An 18,285-nucleotide genomic window follows, 5' to 3' on the forward strand; every position below is an offset into this window, starting at 1 on the left:
CGTCTCATGCAGCGCCTGCCCCTGATCGTCCCCAATCCGCCGCGCCTCGGCGACTATAAGGATGCGCTCGAGCGGATCGAGGCATCCGGTATCTACAGCAATTTCGGCCCCGAGGCACGGCGCTTCGAGGGGCGCGCGGCGGAGCGGCTGTTCGGCGGCGAGGGCGCATGTCTTACCGTCGCGAATGCGACGCTGGGCCTGATGCTGGCGCTGAAGGATGCGGTGGGGGACGCGAATGGCCGCTATGCGGTGATGCCCGCGTTTACCTTTGCCGCGACCGCGCAGGCGGCGTGGTGGGCCGGGCTGACGCCCCTGGTGTGCGATATCGATCCCGATGACTGGACTGCCTGCGCGGCGGCGGAGGAGCGGCTGCTCCATCAGCATGGCGCGCGTATCGCGGCGCTGATGCCCTATGCGGCCTTCGGACGCGCGATCGATCTGGAGCGATACGCGTGGCTGGCCAAGCGCCACGACGTGAAGGTGGTGATCGATGCCGCCGCCTCGCTGGGCACCACCGACGCCGACGGGCGCGGGTTTGGCGCCGGCGCCCCGTTTCCGGTGGTGTTCTCGATGCACGCGACCAAGCCGTTCGCGGTCGCGGAAGGGGGGCTGATCCACTGCGGCGACCGCGACACGATCGAGCGGTTGCGGGTGATGGCCAATTTCGGTTTCGCGGGCGCACGGAGCGCCAGCGTGCCGGGGCTGAACGCGAAGCTGCCGGAAGTGCTTGCCGCGATCGCCAATGCGAAGCTCGATACGTTCGATGGCACTTGCGCGGCGCGCGATAAGATCGCGGCGGCCTATCGCAAGGCGATCGACGGGCGTTATGCGACGCAACCGGCGCCACGCGGCACGCAGGCGCTGGGCTTCTTCCAGTTGCTCCTGCCGCCCGGCGCGGATCGCGTTCGGGTCGCGAGGGCGCTGGATGCCGACGGGATCGGCGCCGGCCAGTATTTCAGCCCGCACATCGGGCAGCAGCCGTGGGTGCGGGAGGTGGCGATGATCGAGCCCACCCCGATCGCCGACGATGTCGCCGCGCGCATCCTGTCGTTGCCGCTCCACGATGCGATGACGATCGCGGATGTCGAGCGCGTGGTCGCGTCGCTGGATCGTGCCTGCGCGAGCCCGCGTATCGTCTCCTCCGGCGCGCCGGTTCTGATAGCCGAGACGCTGATCGTCGGGGGTGGCCCGGCGGGCACCGCGCTGCTCACCGCCGCCAGCAAGCGCGGCCTGCTCGCCACGCTCGCACCGGGCATGGTGCTGGTGGAGCGCGACATGGCGATCGGCGGGGGGCAGCTCGGGCGCTATGCGATTACTTCGGATTCAACCGCGCAGACCTTCCTCAGCGCGGTTGCCGACAATCCCTATCCGGCGATCGCTGCACTTGCCGAGCATCCGGCGGCGCGCGCGGTGGAGGCGTATCGCGACGCGCTGGGCGTGCCGCTCGCGGAAGTCGGCCCGCTGCTGCGTGTGACGGGGGATCGCCTCCACGATCTCGTCGGCAGACATGGCGGCACAGTATTGACCGGGCACGAGGTGATCGCGATCCGTCGCGATGACGATGGCCTGTGGCGCGCGCGCGTCCGCGATGTGGCGAGCGGCGCGGAGCATGAGCGGATCGCGCGCAACGTGGTGATCGCGACGGGCGGGCACCAGCCGCTCGACCGGCTGGTCGCGCAGAGCGTCGCGGGAGCACCGTTGCCAGCCCTGGCGCATCACCGCCTCGTGCAATCCGACGACGTGCTCTCCACCGGCGGGTTCGAGAAGATCGCCGACCTGCTCGGCGACAAGCGCGCACCGCGCATCGCGGTGATCGGCGGCTCGACCAGCGCGCTCACCACGGTTGCGCTGCTGCTGAAGCGACAGCCGGCGCTGCCGCTTGGCGCAGGTGCGATCACGCTGCTGCACCGCCGCCCGCTGCGCCCGTTCTTCCACTCGGTCGAGGCGGCGGAGGCGGAGGGGTTCACCGATTTCGGGCCGGACGATATCTGCCCCGTCTCGGGCTTCGTCTATCGCCTCGCCGGTTTCCGCCTGGAGGCGCGCGAGCTGGTGTTGCGGATGCTGCGCGTCGACGGGCGCGAACCCGACCCGCGCGTCACGGTGATGCGGATCGGCGATGACGAGGCACGCGCGCGCGAGGTGATCGCGAGCGCCGATCTCGCCATCGCGGCGCTCGGCTATCGCCCGCGCGCGCTGGCGGTGGAGCGGCGGGATGGAACGCCGCTGCGGCTGGCTGCGGAGGAAGGGCGGCCGATGGTCGATCGCCATTGCCGCGTGGTGGATGCCGGCGGCACGGCGATTCCCGGCCTTTTCGGCATCGGGCTGGCGGCGGGCTTCGTGCCGTGGGGGAAGCTGGGCGGGGAATCCAGCTTCGTCGGGCAGGCCAACGGCCTGTGGCTGTGGCAGAACGACGTGGGCATGATGATCGTGGATCAGTTGCTGGCGGGCAGGGACCGCCGCGCCGCGTGAACGCGCCCACCGTCAGCGTCATCATGGCGGCGTATAACGGCGCCGCGCTGATCGGGGAGACGCTGGAGAGCCTCGCCGCCCAGACGCTGGGCGATTTCGAGGCGATCGTCGTCGATGACTGTTCTACCGACGACACGCTCGCAATGCTGCGCGCATGGCCGGATGCGCGCGTCCGCGTGATCGCGCTGGCGGAAAATGGTGGCCCGGTCCGCGCCCGCAACCGCGCCTTCGCCGAGGCACGCGGACGCTATGTCGCGGCGCTGGATCAGGACGATCTGTGCCGCCCGGAACGCTTCGCACGGCAGGTCGCCTATCTGGACGCGCATCCCGAGGTGGCGCTCGTCGGCAGCGATACGGCGGTGCTGAGAGACGGCGCGATCCGCGCGCCGCGTCACCCGGCCAATACCACGGCGCGGCTGACGGAATGGTTGCTGCGGATCGAGAATCCGCTTGTCTGGTCATCGGTGATGATCCGCGCCCAGATCGCGCGCGGGCTGGAGCCGTTCACCCGGCCCGAACTGCTCTATGCCGAGGACTTCGACCTCTATCACCGGATCGCGCGGCTGGGCCGGGTGGCGCGGATCGATGCCGATCTGCTGATCTATCGCCAGCATGGCGGCGGCGCCTCGCAGCGCTTCGTCGATACGATGAGCGCCAGTGCGACACGCGTGCTGGCGGATTCCTATGCCGAGCTGTTCGGTGATGGCGCGCACGACGCCGCCGCGCTGGTCGTGTCCAATCTGATGGGCCGCGCGCCCCCGCCGGATCGAGCAACGCTTCGCCGGCTGGGTGAAGTGATGGTCGCGCTGCAACAGGATTTCCTGGCGCGCCATGCGTGCGACGCGCAGGATATCCGCCTGATCCGCTGGGAAACGGCGCGGCGGTGGGCGGCGGTGGCGCGCGCGGGCCTGCGCGCGGGATCGTTGACTTTGGGCGACGCGCTGAGCGTGCGGCCGCCGCATCTTGGGCTTGGCTATGCCGGGTTCGAGGAGCTGGTCGTCTCCCGCTTCGTCGGCGGCGTGCGGCGGCTGCGTCAGACCTTCGCGGCGTAGATCATCCGGCCGGGGCCGAGCCGCTCGAACACCTCGGCAAGCTCATTCTCGCCCACGGCGAAGCATCCCTGGCTGCGCCCGAGCATCCCGCGCGCCCGGATCATCTCCGCATTGGCATACCATGCCCCATGCACGACGATCGCGCGGACGAGCGCATTGTCGTTGGTGGGGTCAAGCCCGATCAGCCGCTGTGACCGGCCGTGCTTCCCGTTATAATAATCGGTGGCGAGAAAAGCGCCCTCTGAGGATGCGTTCGAGCCGCCCTCATTCGAAAAGCGGTGCACGAAGCCGGTATGCGCCGGATCTGACCCGCTGCCATGCGCCACAAGCTTCGAAATGGTGGCGCCGCTGGCGATATCGACAAAATGGAAGCGTGGCTGGGCGGAAGGGGCGTTGAAATCGACGATTGCGATCCTGTCGCGCTGCACCCGGTCGCCGTGGCGCTCTAGCGCGGCCAGCGCGCGGCGCATCAGTTCAGGCCTCACCGCGCGGGGCGCGGCGAACGGCGTCGACGCGGCGAGCGCGCCTTTTGGCAGGACGGCCCCGATTGCCGCAAGGCCACCGGCTTTCAGCAATCCGCGACGTGACTGCATCGCGCGGTCGATAAAGTTCATCGCTCGGTCAAATCCCCATGCCCGCGCCTTTCATCATAGTGAGCGTGGCGGGCGATTTCATTACCCGGCGCCTCGATCTGGCGCGTTCTTTGCTTCGTTTGTCGCGCAACGGCGGCCACCCGGGCCTTTCCTTTTGGCGCCATGACCACGACAATGGCGAAAAATACAGGAGAGGAATCACGATGCGTTCACCGATCTGCGCGATGCTGGGCATCGATTTTCCGCTGCTTGCTTTCAGCCATTGCCGCGATGTCGTGGCAGCAGTCAGCCGCGCGGGCGGCTTTGGCGTGCTCGGCGCGACGGCGCATACACTGGAAAGCCTTGAGGCCGAACTTGCGTGGATCGACGCGCATGTCGACGGAAAACCCTATGGGCTGGACGTGCTGATACCGGAAAATCTCGTCACCGGCGGCGCGAAGGGGCTGACCCGCGCGTCGATCGCGGCGCAGGTGCCGGAGGCGCATCGCGCGTTCGTCCGCGATCTCGCGGGACGGCATCACCTCACGCTCCCGGAAGAGCGCGCGGACAGCACCGCGCCCGCGCCGTTCGATCCCAATGTCGCGCTGGAAATGCTGGAGATCGCCTTTCGTCATCCGATCAGGCTGATCGCCAACGCGCTCGGCGTGCCGCCCAGGGCGATGATCGAAATGGGGCGCGCCCATAACGTGCCGGTGGCGGCGCTGGTGGGGGCGAAGGAACATGCGCTGCGCCAGGTTGCGGCCGGCGTCGATATCATCGTGGCGCAGGGGGGCGAGGCGGGCGGCCATTGCGGCGAGGTTTCCACGATGGTGCTGATCCCGGAAGTGGTGCGCGCGCTCGATCGGGCGGGGCATGGCGACGTGCCCGTCCTTGCGGCGGGCGGGATCATGACCGGCGGGCAGATGGCGGCGGCGATGGCGATGGGGGCGGCGGGCGCATGGACGGGATCGGTGTGGCTCGCCACGCCGGAAAGCGAGTGTTCCGACGTGTTTCGTGACAAGATGGTGGCCGCCAGTTCGCGCGATACCGTGCGCTCCAAGGGGCGCACCGGAAAGCCCTCGCGCCAGCTTCGCTCGGCATGGACCGATGCGTGGGAAGCGCCGGATTCGCCCGGTGCGCCGCCGATGCCGTTCCAGTCGATCATCAGCGAACCCGCGATCCGCGCGGCCGATCTTGCGGCGGAAAAGGGCGATGCTGCCGCGCGGGAACTCGTCACCTATTTCGTCGGACAGGGCGTCGGCCTTGTCGAGCAGGTGCGCGGCGCGGGCCAGGTCGTGCAGGACTTCAAGCTGGATTTCGCCGAGGCGCTGGAGCGCATGGAAGCGCTGGTCGCGGACTGAGGGAGACTGATCGAAGAGGCGCGCGCATGGGGGGATGGTGGCGTCCCCACCTTTTGTTCATGGACGGGTGGCGATCGGCGGCAAACGCAGGCCGTTCATTCCGCGATTCAATCGACGCGGCAATCGCGCTAAGGGGGGCGCATGTCGTTGCTTACCCTCTTCGCCGCCGTGGCCATTGCGCCCCAGCCCGCCCCCGCCGAACCCAGGACGATAACCGTCACCGGCCGTGCCACGCTAGACAATGCCTCCGTCCTGCGCGCCGCCAGGGCGTTGAAGGCGGGCGACTATATGTGGGCGCCGCAAACCGCGCCCGCCGGGCCGATCCTGATGGTCGTCAATCTGGAGACGCAGCGCGCGGTGGTCTATCGCAACGGGCTGCCGATCGCGATCACCACCGTCTCCTCCGGCAAGGCGGGGCATGAAACGCCGACCGGCATCTTCACCGTGCTGCAGAAGGAGAAGGTGCACCATTCCAATCTCTACAACAGCGCGCCCATGCCGTTCATGCAGCGGCTGACGTGGGACGGCGTCGCCCTTCATGCCGGCGCATTGCCGGGCCACGCGGCGTCGCATGGATGCATCCGGCTGCCGCCCAAATTCGCCGAGATGCTCTATGGCGCTACCCCGCTGGGGATGACCGTGGTGGTGACCAAACGCGAATCGCTCCCCGCCGTCGTCCCGGCCGCCGATGTGATCGCCGCCGCCGCCAATGGCGGGCAGGCGATACCCGGCGCGCGCGACTTCTGGGAGCCGGCGCGCGCTCCCACCGGCCCCGTCTCGATCGTCGTCAGCACCACGGATCGCGCCCTGTTCGTCATCCGCGGCGGACGGATCATCGGGCGCGCGTCGGTGGGTGTGAACCGCCAGATCGATCATCCCTATCTCTATTCGCTCCAGACCACGGAGGCTTCCGGCGCGCGCAAATGGACGCGGATCGCGCTGCCCGGTCAGACGCCTGACGAGGAACTGCAACTGGGCGACATCGACATGGCCCCCGCGATCCGGGCCGCGATCGAGAGCGTGCTCGTGCCGGGCGCGACGGTGGTCGTCACGCCGGACGCGCTGACCGACGTGAGCAGCCTGAAGGATTTCGTGATCGGGAAGTGATCGCGCGCTTTTGTTAGACCGCGCGCACCTCGGTCACTTCAGGCACGTAATATTTCAGCAGTTGCTCGATGCCGTTCTTCAGCGTCGCGGTGGACGAGGGGCAACCGGAGCACGCGCCCTGCATCTTGAGATAGACCTTGCCCTGATCGAACCCGCGATAGACGATATCGCCGCCATCGTTGGCCACGGCCGGGCGGACGCGCGTGTCTATCAGATCGCGAATCTGCGCCACGATGTCGGCGTCGGCAGGGTTATCGACGATCTCCTCCTCGGCCGCCGGGACCGAGAAATCGGCGGACGGGCCGCGGAACAGCGGCATCTGTGCGGTGAAGTGGTCGAGCAGGATCGCCAGCACATCGGGCTTTAGCCCGTGCCATTCGACGCCCGGCGCAGCCGTTACCGAAACGAAATCGCGCCCGAAGAACACGCCCGTAACGTCGCCCAGATCGAACAGCGCAGTCGCGAGCGGAGAGGCTTCCGCCTCTTCCGGCGTCGCGAAGTCGCGCGTGCCGTTGTCCATCACGGCGCGGCCGGGAATGAACTTGAGTGTCGCGGGGTTTGGCGTGGCTTCGGTTTCGATCAGCATGCCGCCCATGTGGCGGTCCGCGAGGCGGGGATCAAGGTGCGTCGCATTCGACGCCCGCTTCACACGTCCAGCTGCTTGACCGCCGCGTTCCACGTCTGGATGTTGTCGCGCGCCTCCTGGACGAAGGGAGAGCGGCGGACGATGCGCAGGAACGTGTCGGCGATCCACTTGCCCGGGTTGCGCAGCGGGCGCTCGAACTGGATCAGCAGAACCACCCGGGTGCCTTCGGTGTCGTTCCACACCTCATGCTGATAGGTATCGTCGAACACCAGCGTCTGCCCCTCGGACCAGCGCACGATCCGGTCGTGGACGCGCATCCGCACGTCGCCGTCGCGGGGCACGACCAGCCCGAGATGGCAGGTGATCAGCCCCTTCGTGACGCCGCGATGATCGGGAATGTGCGTACCCGGCGCGAGGATCGAGAAAAAGGCGGAGTTCAGCCCCGGGATCTGCTCCACCAGAGCGGCCGTCCGGGGGCAGCGATCCGCATTCTCATCGATGCGATAGCCGTAACCCCAGATGAAGAAGGAGCGCCATTTGTCGACTTCGGCGATCGCCCGGTGATCGGGCGAGATGGTCGACAGGCTCGGGGCGGCATTGCCGCGCAGCGCGACCGTCATCGCCTCGTCGCGGATCGCCTGCCAGTTCTCGCGCAGCATCTGCGTCCAGGCGAAATCGCGCACGTCGAGCACCGGCGCGTTCGAAACCAGCGAGGATGTGGCGATCAGCCGGTCGAACAACCCGCGAAAATGTTTGCCGAGCGAGATGATGAGCGGCCGCCCGCGCTCCGCGCGCATCGCGCTGCCGGGGGAGGGGGCGCCGGAAATAACGTTGAGATCGGGCACCATTATCGCGCCGGCGGCCAGCCTGCCCGAATTATGCCCCATTGCAGTGTTCGCGTGCCTTACGTCGAGATCCACGTCGTACCAGTCCAGTCCTTGCGTTTTCCGGGCCCCTGCCGGCAGGGAAACGCCGCGCCGCTGCAAACGGGTCCGCAGCCTCTTTGCCGGTTGCTACCCGCGGTTCGGGTCCAAAACATGGCGTGAAAGGGGAAATACGAAGTTATCGCCGGCGGCGTTGCCGTTCGGCCTGCGCCTTCGTACAAGCGGCATATGTCGTTCATTCTGCGTGCGGTGGCGACGCCGCTGGTCGCCCTCGCCCTTGTCGCCAACGCCGCTGCCCCGGCGCCGGCCGCCCCCCGCAAGAAGCAGGCGGCTGCCGCGCCCGCCGCCACGCCCGCGCCGGTCACGGTGGATACCAGGCCGTGGCTGTTCGAGCGATCGGATATCCCACCCGATCCGCAATGGCATTTCGGCAAGCTCTCCACCGGGCTGCGCTATGCCGTGCGCAAGAACGGCGTGCCGCCGGGGCAGGTGGCGGTGCGCGTGCGGATCGACGCGGGCTCGCTCAACGAGCGCGATTCGGAACAGGGCTTCGCCCATCTGATCGAGCATCTTTCATTCCGCGGCTCGAAATATGTGCCCGACGGCGAGACGAAGCGCGTGTGGCAGCGGCTGGGCGCAACGTTTGGCTCGGATTCGAACGCCCAGACCACGCCGACGCAGACGGTCTACAAGCTCGATCTGCCGGCGGCGACGCCCGACACGCTGGACGAAAGCCTCAAGATATTCGCGGGCATGATGGCAGAGCCCGCGATCAACGATAAGGGGCTCGCCGCCGAGCGGCCCGCCGTGCTGGCCGAGCAGCGCGAGGCGCCGGGGCCGCAGGTGCGCTGGTCCGACGCGATGCGCGGCCTGTTCTTCGCGCACCAGCCGCTGGCGGATCGCTCGCCGATCGGCTCGATCAAGACGCTTGAGGCTGCCACACCCGCGACGATCCAGGCATTCCATGATCGCTGGTATCGCCCCGCGCGCGTGGTGGTCATCATTTCCGGCGATATCGATCCGGCGGTGGCGGCGAAGCTGATCGTCAAGAATTTCGGGGACTGGCGCGGCAAGGGGCCTGATCCCGCCGACACGAATTTCGGCACGCCCGATCCGCGAGCGCCCGAAACCGCGACGATCGCGGAGCCGGCGCTGCCGCCGGTCGTCGCGATGGCGGTGGTGCGGCCGTGGATCGCGCGCGACGATACGATCATCTTCAACCAGAAGCGCTTCATCGATTTCCTCGCGGTGCGCGTCATCAATCGCCGGCTCGAAACGCGCGCGCGGGCGGGCGGAAGCTTTCTGCAGGCCTCGGTCAGCCTCGATGACGTTTCGCGATCAGCCAACGTGACCTTCACCAACATCCTGCCGCTCGGTGATGACTGGCACGCCGCGCTGAAGGACGTGCGCGCGGTAATCGCGGATGCGATGGCAACCGCGCCGACCCAGGCCGAGATCGAGCGCGAATATGCCGAGTTCGACGCGGCGCTGCGCAACGATGTCGGCACCGCGCGTGTGGAGGCGGGCGCCAAGCAGGCCGATGACATGGTAGGCGCGCTCGACATCCGGGAGACGGTGGCAGGGCCGCAAGCGTCGTATGACATTCTCAAGCAGGCGCATGACAAGGGCATGTTCACGCCCGACGCCCTGCTCGATGCGACCCGCCGGATCTTCGCGGGAGTGGCCACGCGCGCGATCGTCAACACGCGCACCGCCGATGGCGCGACGCCCGCCGCGCTGGCCGCCGCGCTGAAGGAGGATGTGTCCGGGCTGGTCGGCAGCCGCAAGGATCAGGCGAACATCGATTTCTCGCGGCTGCCGAAGCTCGGCAAGCCGGGCAAGGTGAAATCGCGCGCGCCCGCCGGCAGTCCCGGGCTGGAGAAGATCGTCTTCAGCAACGGCGTGCGCCTGCTGCTCTATGCCAACTCGTCGGAGACGGGGCGCGTGTACCTGCGTGTCCGGTTCGAGCGCGGCTATTCGACCTTGCCCGCCAGAACGCCCACCCCTGCGTGGGCGGGGGACATGGCGCTCGCACCTGCGGGAATCGGTGATCTCGATCAGGGTGATCTTGATGCGCTGACCAACGGACGACGCATCGGCATGGATCTCGACATCGCCGAGGATGCTTTCATGTTCAACGCGATGTCCACGCCGGGGGATTATGCCGACAATCTGCTGCTGCTGGCCGACAAGCTCGCCTTCCCCCGCTGGGACGCCGCGCCGGTCACACGCGCCAAGGCGGCGATGCTGGCCGGCTATCCCGGGCTGGATTCCTCGCCCGACGGCGTGCTCAGCCGCGATCTGGAGCGGCTGATCCGCGATGGCGACGTGCGCTGGGGCACGCCCGCGCAGACGGAGGTGCAGGCGCTGACGCCCGAAAACTTCCGTGCCTTCTGGGAGCCGATGATGGCGCGCGGGCCGATCGAGGTCGACGTCTTCGGCGACGTGAAGGCGGATGAGGCGATCGCCGCCGTGGCGCGGACGTTCGGCGCGCTCAAGAAGCGCAAGCCCGATGCCACACCCGTCGTGCCGGTGGCCTTCCCCGCGCACAACGACAAGCCCGTGGTGCTCACCCACGGCGGGCCCGATACGCAAGCGGCGGCAGTCATCGCCTGGCCGACCGGCGGCGGCGCAGCCGACCATGCCGAAATGCGACGGCTCGACATCCTGTCGTCGGTGTTCGCGGACCGGCTGTTCGATCGGCTGCGCTCGGTGGCGGGCGCAAGCTACAGCCCGTCGGCGTCGAGCCAGTGGCCGCTCGGCATGGCCACGGGCGGGCGGATCATCGCCGTCGGGCAGGTGCAGCCCGACAAGGTCGATCTGTTCTTCAAGCTGAGCCGCGAGATCGCCGCGGAGCTGGCCGCCAAGCCGATCGATGCGGATGAACTGCGGCGCACCGTGGTGCCGACACTTCAGTATCTCGCGCGCGCTTCGTCCGGGAACCAGTTCTGGCTGATCCAGGCGAGCGGCGGCACCTACGATCCCGCGCGGCTGGAGGCGCTGGGGACGATGGTCAACGATCTCGCCGCGATCACGCCCGAGACATTGCAGGCGACGGCGGCAAAATATCTCCGCCCCGAGAAGGACTGGACGCTCACGGTGCTGCCGCGCGGCAAGGGCGCCGCCCCCGCCGGGCGATAGCGAAAGACGGCAGGCGGCCGGCGCGCGCCGGCCGCCTCCAGCTTCCTAGCGGTAGAGCGCTTCCAGCCGATCGCCATAGACCTGTTTCAGCACGTGGCGGCGGATCTTCAGGCTCGGCGTCAACTGCTCGTTCTCGATGGCGAACGGCTCGTCGGCGACGATGAAGCGGCGGATGCGCTCGATCACCGACAATTCCGTGTTGGTGCGATCCACCGCATCGCTCAGCGCGGCGCGATACGCGGTGTTTTCCGCCAGTGCGGACGGGCTGTCAGCCACGCCGTTCGCCGCGCACCATTCCTGCGTCCATTCAGGATCGGGCACGATCACCGCGACCATATGCGGCTTGCGATCCCCGGCGATCATCGCCTGCATGATCTCCGGCTGCAGCGTGAGCAGCCCTTCGACCTTTTGCGGCGCGACATTGTCGCCCTTGTCGTTGATGATCAGATCCTTCTTGCGATCGGTGATCCTGATCCGCCCGCGCTCGTCGATCTCGCCGATGTCGCCGGTGTGGAGCCAGCCGTCGCGCAGCACGCGCGCGGTTTCCGCCTCGTTGCGCCAATAGCCGTGCATCACCAGCTCGCCGCGCACCAGTATCTCGCCATCCTCGGCGATCACCACTTCGGTATTGGGCATCGGCGGGCCGACGGTATCCATCTTGAGACCGGCGGCGGGGCGATTGCACGAGATCACCGGCGCGGCCTCCGTCTGGCCGTAGCCTTGCAGGAAGGTGACGCCGAGCGACTGGAAGAACACCCCCACTTCGGGCGTCAGCGGTGCGCCCCCCGACACCATCGCCTTCATCCGGCCACCGAATTTCTTGCCGATCCGCGGCTTGAACAACGCATCCACCAGCAGCGCCTTCGGCCGATCGGCCAGCTTCATCCGGTGCTCATAGCGCTTGGCGCCGACATCCAGCGCCATGCCGAGCAGCTTCTGGCTCATCCCGCCCTGTTTCTCCACCGCCTTTGATATGCGCGTGCGCAACACCTCGAACAGCCGCGGCACGACCACCATGATCGTCGGGCGCACCTCCTCCATGTTCGAGGCGAGCTTCTCCAGCCCCTCGGCATAATAGATCTGCCCACCCACACCGATCGGGAAATGCTGTCCGCCGGTGTGTTCATAGGCATGGGAGAGCGGAAGGAAGGACAGGAACACCTCGTCGCCCCAGCCGAAATCCTCGGCGATGATCTGCGTGCACCCGGCGACATTGTGCAGGATCGCGCCGTGATGCTGCATCACGCCGCGGGGCGCGCCGCCGGTGCCGGACGTGTAGATGATGCAGGCCAGATCCTCGCGCTGGAATGTCGCCTCGGCGGCGGCCTTCGCAGGGTCTGCTGGATGGCTGGCGATCAACTCATGCCAATCCAGGCATTCGATGCCGGACTGGCGAATGCGCGGCTTGTCGATCCCGATGACGATCTCGGCGTGGGTGGTGCGCACCACGGCGCGCATCACCACATCGGCCAGCTTCTGGCTGGAGACGATCACCGCGCGCGCGCCGGAATTTTCGATGATATGGGCGTGATCGCGCTCGGTATTGGTGGTGTAGGTGGGCACCGTGATGCAGCCGGCGGCCATGATCGCGAGATCGGATAGGCACCATTCCGGGCGGTTCTCGCTGACGAGCATCACGCGGTCGCCGGGCCGCAGGCCCGATGCCTTCAATGCGGCGGCGAGGCTTGCGACCTGCCGCGCGGCCTCCGCCCAGCTTGTCGACTGCCACGCGCCGTCGCGTTTCGCCCACAGGAACGGCGCATCGCCCTTCTCGGCGGCGCGGGTGAAGAACATGGTGACGAGATTGGGGAAATGTTCGAGCGTTCGCATATCCTCTCCCGGATGCCCGATTACAGGCTCCTTGTCTTGTTCCACGAGCTTAGAAGCGATCGCCACGTGAGGCCACCCGTCGTGGACGGCCGCGGCATCGCCCGTTAACGAATGCGGGAAATGAACGGGTCGCAGGGAGCCTTGGAATGAAGCTGACAAGAACGCTGCTCGCCACGATCGCCGCCGCCGCGCTCGGATCGTGCGCGGCCGTGCCCGCCGCGCGGCCGCGTGATGTCGCGCGGCCGGCGACGACCGCGCAGGTCTTCGTCGCGGCGGCCAATCCGCTGGCGGCGGAGACGGGAATGGCGGTGTTGCGGCGCGGGGGCAGCGCGGTGGACGCGGCGATCGCGGTGCAGGCGATGCTGTCGCTGGTCGAGCCGCAGAGTTCGGGCGTCGGCGGCGGTGGCTTCATGACCTATTACGATGGCGGAACGCGTCGCGTGACGATCTACGACGGTCGCGAGACGGCGCCCGCCGGGGCGACACCGGATATGTTCCTTGACGACAATGGCAGGCCGCTGCCGTTCGCCACTGCGGTGTTGAGCGGTCGCGCCACCGGGGTTCCCGGCGCGATGAAGATGCTGGCGCTCGCTCACGAGCGGCATGGCGCGCTGCCGTGGCGCGATCTGTTCGGCGATGCGGAGCGGACGGCGCGTGACGGATTCATCGTGTCGCCGCGGCTCGGGCGGTTCCTCGCCAGCGCGATGTTCCCGCAGTCTTCGGCGCCCGACGTGCTGGCCTATTTCGCGCGGCCCGGCGGCGGCCTGCTCCATGCCGGAGACCGTCTGCATAATCCGGCCTATGCCGATTTCCTGCGCCGGCTCGCAGCGGAGGGACCGGCGGCGCTCTATGCCGGGCGGACAGCGCGGGCGATCGTCGATCGCGTTCACGCGGGCGAGCATCCGGGCGCCATGACGCTAGCTGATCTAGCCGGTTATCGTCCGCTCGTGCGCGAAGCGCTGTGCGGCCCGTATCGCGTCTATCTCGTATGCGTGCCGCCGCCCCCGTCTAGCGGGGTGGGGTTGCTGCAGCTGCTTACGCTGCTGAGCAATACCGATATCGCCAGGCGCGGCCCGTCCGATCCAAAGGCATGGTTCCAGTTCGCGGAGGCGAGCCGGCTGATGTACGCCGATCGCGACCGGTATGTCGGGGATCCGGCGTTCGTGGCCGTACCGGTCACAGGGATGCTCGACCGCGCCTATGTCGCGGGCCGGGCAAAGCTGATCGGCGAGCGTGCCGGGCCGGCACCGGCGGCGGGCAATCCGCCCGGTGCAAATGCGGACGCCGGCGCGGACCGGACGCTGGAGCCGACCGGCACGTCACATTTCGTGATCGGGGATGCGCGGGGCAACGTGGTGTCCATGACGACGACCGTCGAATCGATCTTCGGGTCGGGGCGGATGGTCGACGGCTTTTTCCTCAACAACCAGATGACCGATTTTTCGTTCAGCCCGCGCGATGCGACCGGTCGCCCGGCTGCCAACGCCGTCGCCGCGGGGAAGCGCCCGCGTTCCTCGATGACGCCGCTCGTCCTGCTTGACGAGAAGCGCGACTTCGCCGGTGCGCTGGGCTCGGCCGGCGGCAACGCGATCCTCGCCTATGTCGGCAAGGCGATGGTCGCGTCGATCGACTGGGGAATGCCGATGCAGGAGGCGCTTGCGCTGCCGAACCTCGTCGCGCGAGGCGAGGTGTTCAATGGCGAGGTCGATAAATTCCCGCCGGCGGTGCTGGCGGGCCTTGCGGCACGCGGCATCGTGGTGAGGCCGGGCCAGGGCGAGGACTCGGGCCTGCAGGGTGTCATCGTGCGCGGGGGAAAAATAGACGGCGGCTATGATCCGCGCCGGGAGGGTCGCGTCCTCGTTGCCTCGATGCCGACGAAGCGGCTGAATCAATGAAGGAATTGTAAGAAATACTGGGAGGAAGGCTGCGGTGTCGCCGCTAATTGTATGAAAGTGCATCAAGATATGTCGAATCCATCCAATACTTTTTGGGGGCAAAAGTATCTAAAGATGGCGCGACCCGAAGAGCTTCTGGCAACAGGGGTTCTCAACTGAATGGCCCGGCTGCTCACGCGGCCGGGCCACTTTTATTCTTTGCGATCACGCGTTAATATCATGCGATAAACGGGGCGCGTAAACGTGGCTGATATTACGCTGGACTATGTGGTGCCAGCCGAGGATCTTCGGCCGTATGTCACGCTGTTCTATCGTTTTCGCGCCGATATCCCGCTTTTCGAGGATGTGGAACGCGCCGATCATGCACAGCTAAGGTTTCGATTGTCGGGGCGCGAGGCATCCTACGTGTTTCCCGATGGCAGCATACAGGCGGTTGGCGAAGTCCATATCGTCGGCCCCACCAGCGGCGCGATGCGGACCCGGGCCGATGGGCCGCTGGATGTGATCGGAATGGGCATCCAGCCTGCCGGCTGGGCGGCGCTGCTGGGGATCGATGCCTCGACCATGCTGAATCGCGCGCTCGATGGGGAGGCGTTCTTCGGTTCGGCGGTGCGGCGCGTAAGCGATCGCATGCGGGCGGCGCACTCTACCGAAGACAAGGTGGCCGTAGCCGCAGCGTTCGTGCGCGCGTCGATCGATCGCTCGGATACCGGCGCGTTGACCTTTGCACGGCAGATCGACGCGTGGCTCGCGGGCAGCCCGTCACCGAATGTCTGCGAGCTGCTTGAGGCGACCGGCCTCTCGCGCCGGCAGGTGGAGCGGCGCTGCAACGCGCTGTATGGCGGCCCGCCGAAACTGCTGGCGCGCAAATATCGCGCGCTTCGCGCGGCGGTGGCGCTGGCGAACGGCACGTCAACCCTCGACGAACTGATCTCGGAAGGCTTCTACGATCAGTCGCACCTTATCCGGGAAATCAAGCAATTCGCCGGGCTGACGCCCGGCCAGCTTCGCACCGAGCCCAACCATCTGGCGCAACTCACCATGTCGCAGCGGCTCGCGCTTGGTGGCCAGGTGCATTCAATCATCTCGGATACGTGATCGTCCCGGCGACCGTGCGCGACGGTGCTTGATTTCGCGCCGAAACGCGACCATCTGCCAATCGGAATGAATCGATCCGATTGACCTGAACATGCGCCTTTCGAGCCTAGCCGATTATGCGGTCGTGATGATGTCCGCCGCCGCGCGCCATTGCGGCGGGGCCGGGCGGCTGAATGCCACGGTTCTGGCCGAGGAAACGGGTGTGCCGCTGCCCACCGCGCAGAAGCTCGTCAGCCGCCTGTCCGCCGCCGGCCTGATCGAAAGCGCGCGTGGGACCGGCGGCGGCTTTCGCCTCGCCCGTCCGCCGGCGACGATCAGCCTGATGGATATCATCGAGGCGGTTGAGGGCCCGATCGCGCTCACCGCCTGTGTCGACGTCGGCGATCATGATTGCGCCATCGAAGGGAATTGTCGCGTGAAGCCGCATTGGAATGTCGTGAACAACGCGGTGCGCGGCGCGCTCGCCGGGGTGACGCTGGCGAGCCTCGCCGGCGCGCCGGCGCCGGTCTCGCGCCAGGAGGTGATGGCATAATGGCTACGAAGAACGCCGAGGCGCTCGCGGCCGTCTCCAAGAAGTACGAATGGGGCTTCGCGACCGAGATCGAACAGGATTTCGCGCCGAAGGGCCTGTCCGAGGATATCGTGCGCTATATCTCCGCCAAGAAGGGCGAGCCGCAGTGGATGCTCGACTGGCGGCTGAAGGCTTATGCCAAGTGGCTGGAGATGGATGCGCCGGACTGGGCCAAGCTCAATATCCCGCCGATCGATTATCAGGACGCTTATTACTACGCAGAGCCGAAGCAGAAGAAGACGATCAGCTCGCTCGACGAACTCGATCCCGAAATCCGTCGCACCTATGAAAAGCTCGGCATTCCGATCGAGGAGCAGAAAGTGCTCGCCGGGGTCGAGGGGGCGCGCAAAATCGCGGTGGACGCTGTGTTCGACAGTGTTTCCGTCGCCACGACCTTCCGCGAGGAACTGAAGGCGGCGGGCGTGATCTTCCTGTCGATCAGCGAGGCGGTGCGCGAATATCCCGACCTCGTGAAGAAATGGCTGGGCAAGGTGGTGCCGCAGCATGACAATTATTTCGCGACGCTCAACAGCGCGGTCTTTTCCGACGGCACCTTCGTCTACATCCCGGAGGGCGTGCGGTGCCCGATGGAGCTATCCACCTATTTCCGGATCAATGCGGAGAATACCGGCCAGTTCGAGCGGACGCTGATCGTCGCGGACAAGGGGGCGTATGTCTCCTATCTCGAGGGCTGTACCGCGCCGATGCGCGACGAGAACCAGCTTCATGCCGCGGTGGTCGAGCTGGTCGCGCTCGACGATGCCGAGATCAAATATTCCACCGTGCAGAACTGGTATCCCGGCGACGAGAACGGCGTCGGCGGCATCTATAATTTCGTCACCAAGCGCGCGCTCTGCCAGGGACGGAACAGCAAGGTTAGCTGGACGCAGGTTGAGACCGGCTCCGCGATCACCTGGAAATATCCAAGCTGCGTGCTGGCGGGCGAGAACAGCGTGGGCGAATTCTATTCGGTTGCGGTGACGAACAACCGCCAGCAGGCGGATACCGGCACCAAGATGATCCACCTCGGCAAGGGATCGCGTTCCACGATCGTGTCGAAGGGGATCAGTGCGGGGCACAGCGACAATACCTATCGCGGGCTCGTGCGCGTGGCGGCGACGGCGGAGGGGGTCCGCAACTTCACGCAATGCGACAGCCTGTTGCTCGGCGATCAGTGCGGGGCGCATACCGTGCCCTATATCGAGGTGAAAAACCCGAGCGCGCAGATCGAGCATGAGGCGACCACAAGCAAGATCAGCGACGACCAGCTTTTTTACGCGATGTCGCGCGGGCTGGATCAGGAAGCGGCGGTCGCATTGATCGTCAACGGCTTCGCGCGCGAGGTGCTGCAACAACTCCCCATGGAATTCGCGGTCGAGGCGCAGAAACTGCTGGGGATTTCGCTCGAGGGGAGCGTCGGGTGATTCTCCTCGCCACGATGGTTCTCGCGGCAGTTCCCGATGCCGCGGCGACTGCGCAGCGCGATGTGGTCGTGGCCGCGCTGCACAAGCTGCGGATCGCGATGCAGGTGGATGGCGGCAAGGTGAAGGCGTGTCAGGCGCGTGTTTCGAGCGGCGATGCCGAGATCGATCATGCTGCGTGCGAGGCGACCGCCGCCTGTTTCGATCGCGGCGTGACCCAGCCCGAGCCGCTTGCAGATTGTGTTGAAGTGAAAGTCGCCGCGATCGTGCGTGGTCGGGCGGCGCAGTGATCCGGTGG

At 67.0% G+C, this 18,285-nt stretch carries 14 protein-coding genes; 10 read left to right on the forward strand and 4 right to left on the reverse strand.

Going from position 1 to position 18,285, the window contains the following annotated elements; genetic code table 11:
- Positions 1–6: 6 nt before the first annotated feature.
- Both ACM61V_RS06290 and ACM61V_RS06295 read left to right on the forward strand, forming a co-directional pair.
- Positions 7–2,469 carry a DegT/DnrJ/EryC1/StrS family aminotransferase gene (locus ACM61V_RS06290; protein ID WP_137786681.1) on the forward strand — a complete coding sequence of 821 codons (2,463 nt, stop codon included), beginning with the start codon at positions 7–9 and terminating at the stop codon, positions 2,467–2,469.
- Positions 2,466–3,521, forward strand: a complete 1,056-nt coding sequence (locus ACM61V_RS06295) for a glycosyltransferase family 2 protein (protein WP_137786680.1) — start codon at positions 2,466–2,468, stop codon at positions 3,519–3,521. The genes ACM61V_RS06290 and ACM61V_RS06295 overlap by 4 nt, the downstream gene beginning before the upstream one ends.
- Here ACM61V_RS06295 and ACM61V_RS06300 read toward each other — a convergent pair.
- The gene (locus tag ACM61V_RS06300; RefSeq protein WP_137786679.1) at positions 3,503–4,135 is read right to left on the reverse strand and encodes a murein L,D-transpeptidase catalytic domain family protein; all 633 of its coding nucleotides are present in this window, start codon (positions 4,133–4,135) and stop codon (positions 3,503–3,505) included. The two genes, ACM61V_RS06295 and ACM61V_RS06300, sit on opposite strands and share 19 nt — an antisense overlap.
- A 182-nt stretch (positions 4,136–4,317) precedes the next feature.
- Here ACM61V_RS06300 and ACM61V_RS06305 point away from each other — a divergent pair, with 182 nt between their 5' ends.
- Together ACM61V_RS06305 and ACM61V_RS06310 are read left to right on the forward strand one after the other, a co-directional pair.
- Positions 4,318–5,454: a nitronate monooxygenase gene (locus ACM61V_RS06305; protein ID WP_419713891.1), complete on the forward strand. Its 1,137-nt coding sequence runs from the start codon at positions 4,318–4,320 to the stop codon at positions 5,452–5,454.
- A 141-nt stretch (positions 5,455–5,595) separates the two neighbouring features.
- Positions 5,596–6,561, forward strand: coding sequence for a L,D-transpeptidase family protein (locus tag ACM61V_RS06310; RefSeq protein ID WP_137786677.1), 966 nt, complete (start codon positions 5,596–5,598; stop codon positions 6,559–6,561).
- Between the two features lie 13 nt (positions 6,562–6,574).
- Here ACM61V_RS06310 and ACM61V_RS06315 read toward each other — a convergent pair whose 3' ends face one another.
- Entirely contained in the window at positions 6,575–7,147 is a 573-nt protein-coding gene (locus ACM61V_RS06315) for a NifU family protein (RefSeq protein ID WP_137786863.1), read from the reverse strand.
- Positions 7,148–7,206: 59 nt separating this feature from the next.
- On the reverse strand, positions 7,207–8,034 hold the full coding sequence (locus tag ACM61V_RS06320) for an aspartyl/asparaginyl beta-hydroxylase domain-containing protein (RefSeq protein ID WP_419713892.1): 828 nt from the start codon (positions 8,032–8,034) through the stop codon (positions 7,207–7,209).
- Between the two features lie 225 nt (positions 8,035–8,259).
- On the opposite strand from ACM61V_RS06320, the gene ACM61V_RS06325 reads away from it, so the two are divergent.
- Positions 8,260–11,172, forward strand: a complete 2,913-nt coding sequence (locus tag ACM61V_RS06325) for a M16 family metallopeptidase (RefSeq protein ID WP_137786676.1) — start codon at positions 8,260–8,262, stop codon at positions 11,170–11,172.
- 45 nt (positions 11,173–11,217) lie between these two features.
- On the opposite strand, the gene ACM61V_RS06330 is transcribed toward ACM61V_RS06325, so the two are convergent.
- Positions 11,218–13,002, reverse strand: coding sequence for an AMP-dependent synthetase/ligase (locus tag ACM61V_RS06330; protein ID WP_137786675.1), 1,785 nt, complete (start codon positions 13,000–13,002; stop codon positions 11,218–11,220).
- A gap of 146 nt (positions 13,003–13,148) precedes the next feature.
- Between ACM61V_RS06330 and ggt the strand changes: the two genes are divergently transcribed.
- The 5 genes from ggt to ACM61V_RS06355 all read left to right on the forward strand — a co-directional run bounded on the left by ggt (position 13,149) and on the right by ACM61V_RS06355 (position 18,277).
- The gene (gene ggt / locus ACM61V_RS06335) at positions 13,149–14,897 is read left to right on the forward strand and encodes a gamma-glutamyltransferase (RefSeq protein ID WP_137786674.1); all 1,749 of its coding nucleotides are present in this window, start codon (positions 13,149–13,151) and stop codon (positions 14,895–14,897) included.
- Positions 14,898–15,140: 243 nt separating this feature from the next.
- Positions 15,141–15,995, forward strand: a complete 855-nt coding sequence (locus ACM61V_RS06340) for a helix-turn-helix domain-containing protein (RefSeq protein WP_419713893.1) — start codon at positions 15,141–15,143, stop codon at positions 15,993–15,995.
- Between the two features lie 91 nt (positions 15,996–16,086).
- Positions 16,087–16,527, forward strand: a complete 441-nt coding sequence (locus tag ACM61V_RS06345) for an SUF system Fe-S cluster assembly regulator (protein ID WP_137786672.1) — start codon at positions 16,087–16,089, stop codon at positions 16,525–16,527.
- The gene (sufB, locus tag ACM61V_RS06350) at positions 16,527–17,990 is read left to right on the forward strand and encodes a Fe-S cluster assembly protein SufB (RefSeq protein ID WP_137786671.1); all 1,464 of its coding nucleotides are present in this window, start codon (positions 16,527–16,529) and stop codon (positions 17,988–17,990) included. Before ACM61V_RS06345 ends, sufB begins: the two co-directional genes overlap by 1 nt.
- Positions 17,987–18,277: a hypothetical protein gene (locus tag ACM61V_RS06355; protein ID WP_419713894.1), complete on the forward strand. Its 291-nt coding sequence runs from the start codon at positions 17,987–17,989 to the stop codon at positions 18,275–18,277. Before sufB ends, ACM61V_RS06355 begins: the two co-directional genes overlap by 4 nt.
- Positions 18,278–18,285 lie beyond the last annotated feature (8 nt).

Origin of the sequence: Sphingomonas sp. TX0543 (genome assembly GCF_048565505.1) — a bacterium.
Lineage (GTDB): Bacteria > Pseudomonadota > Alphaproteobacteria > Sphingomonadales > Sphingomonadaceae > Sphingomonas.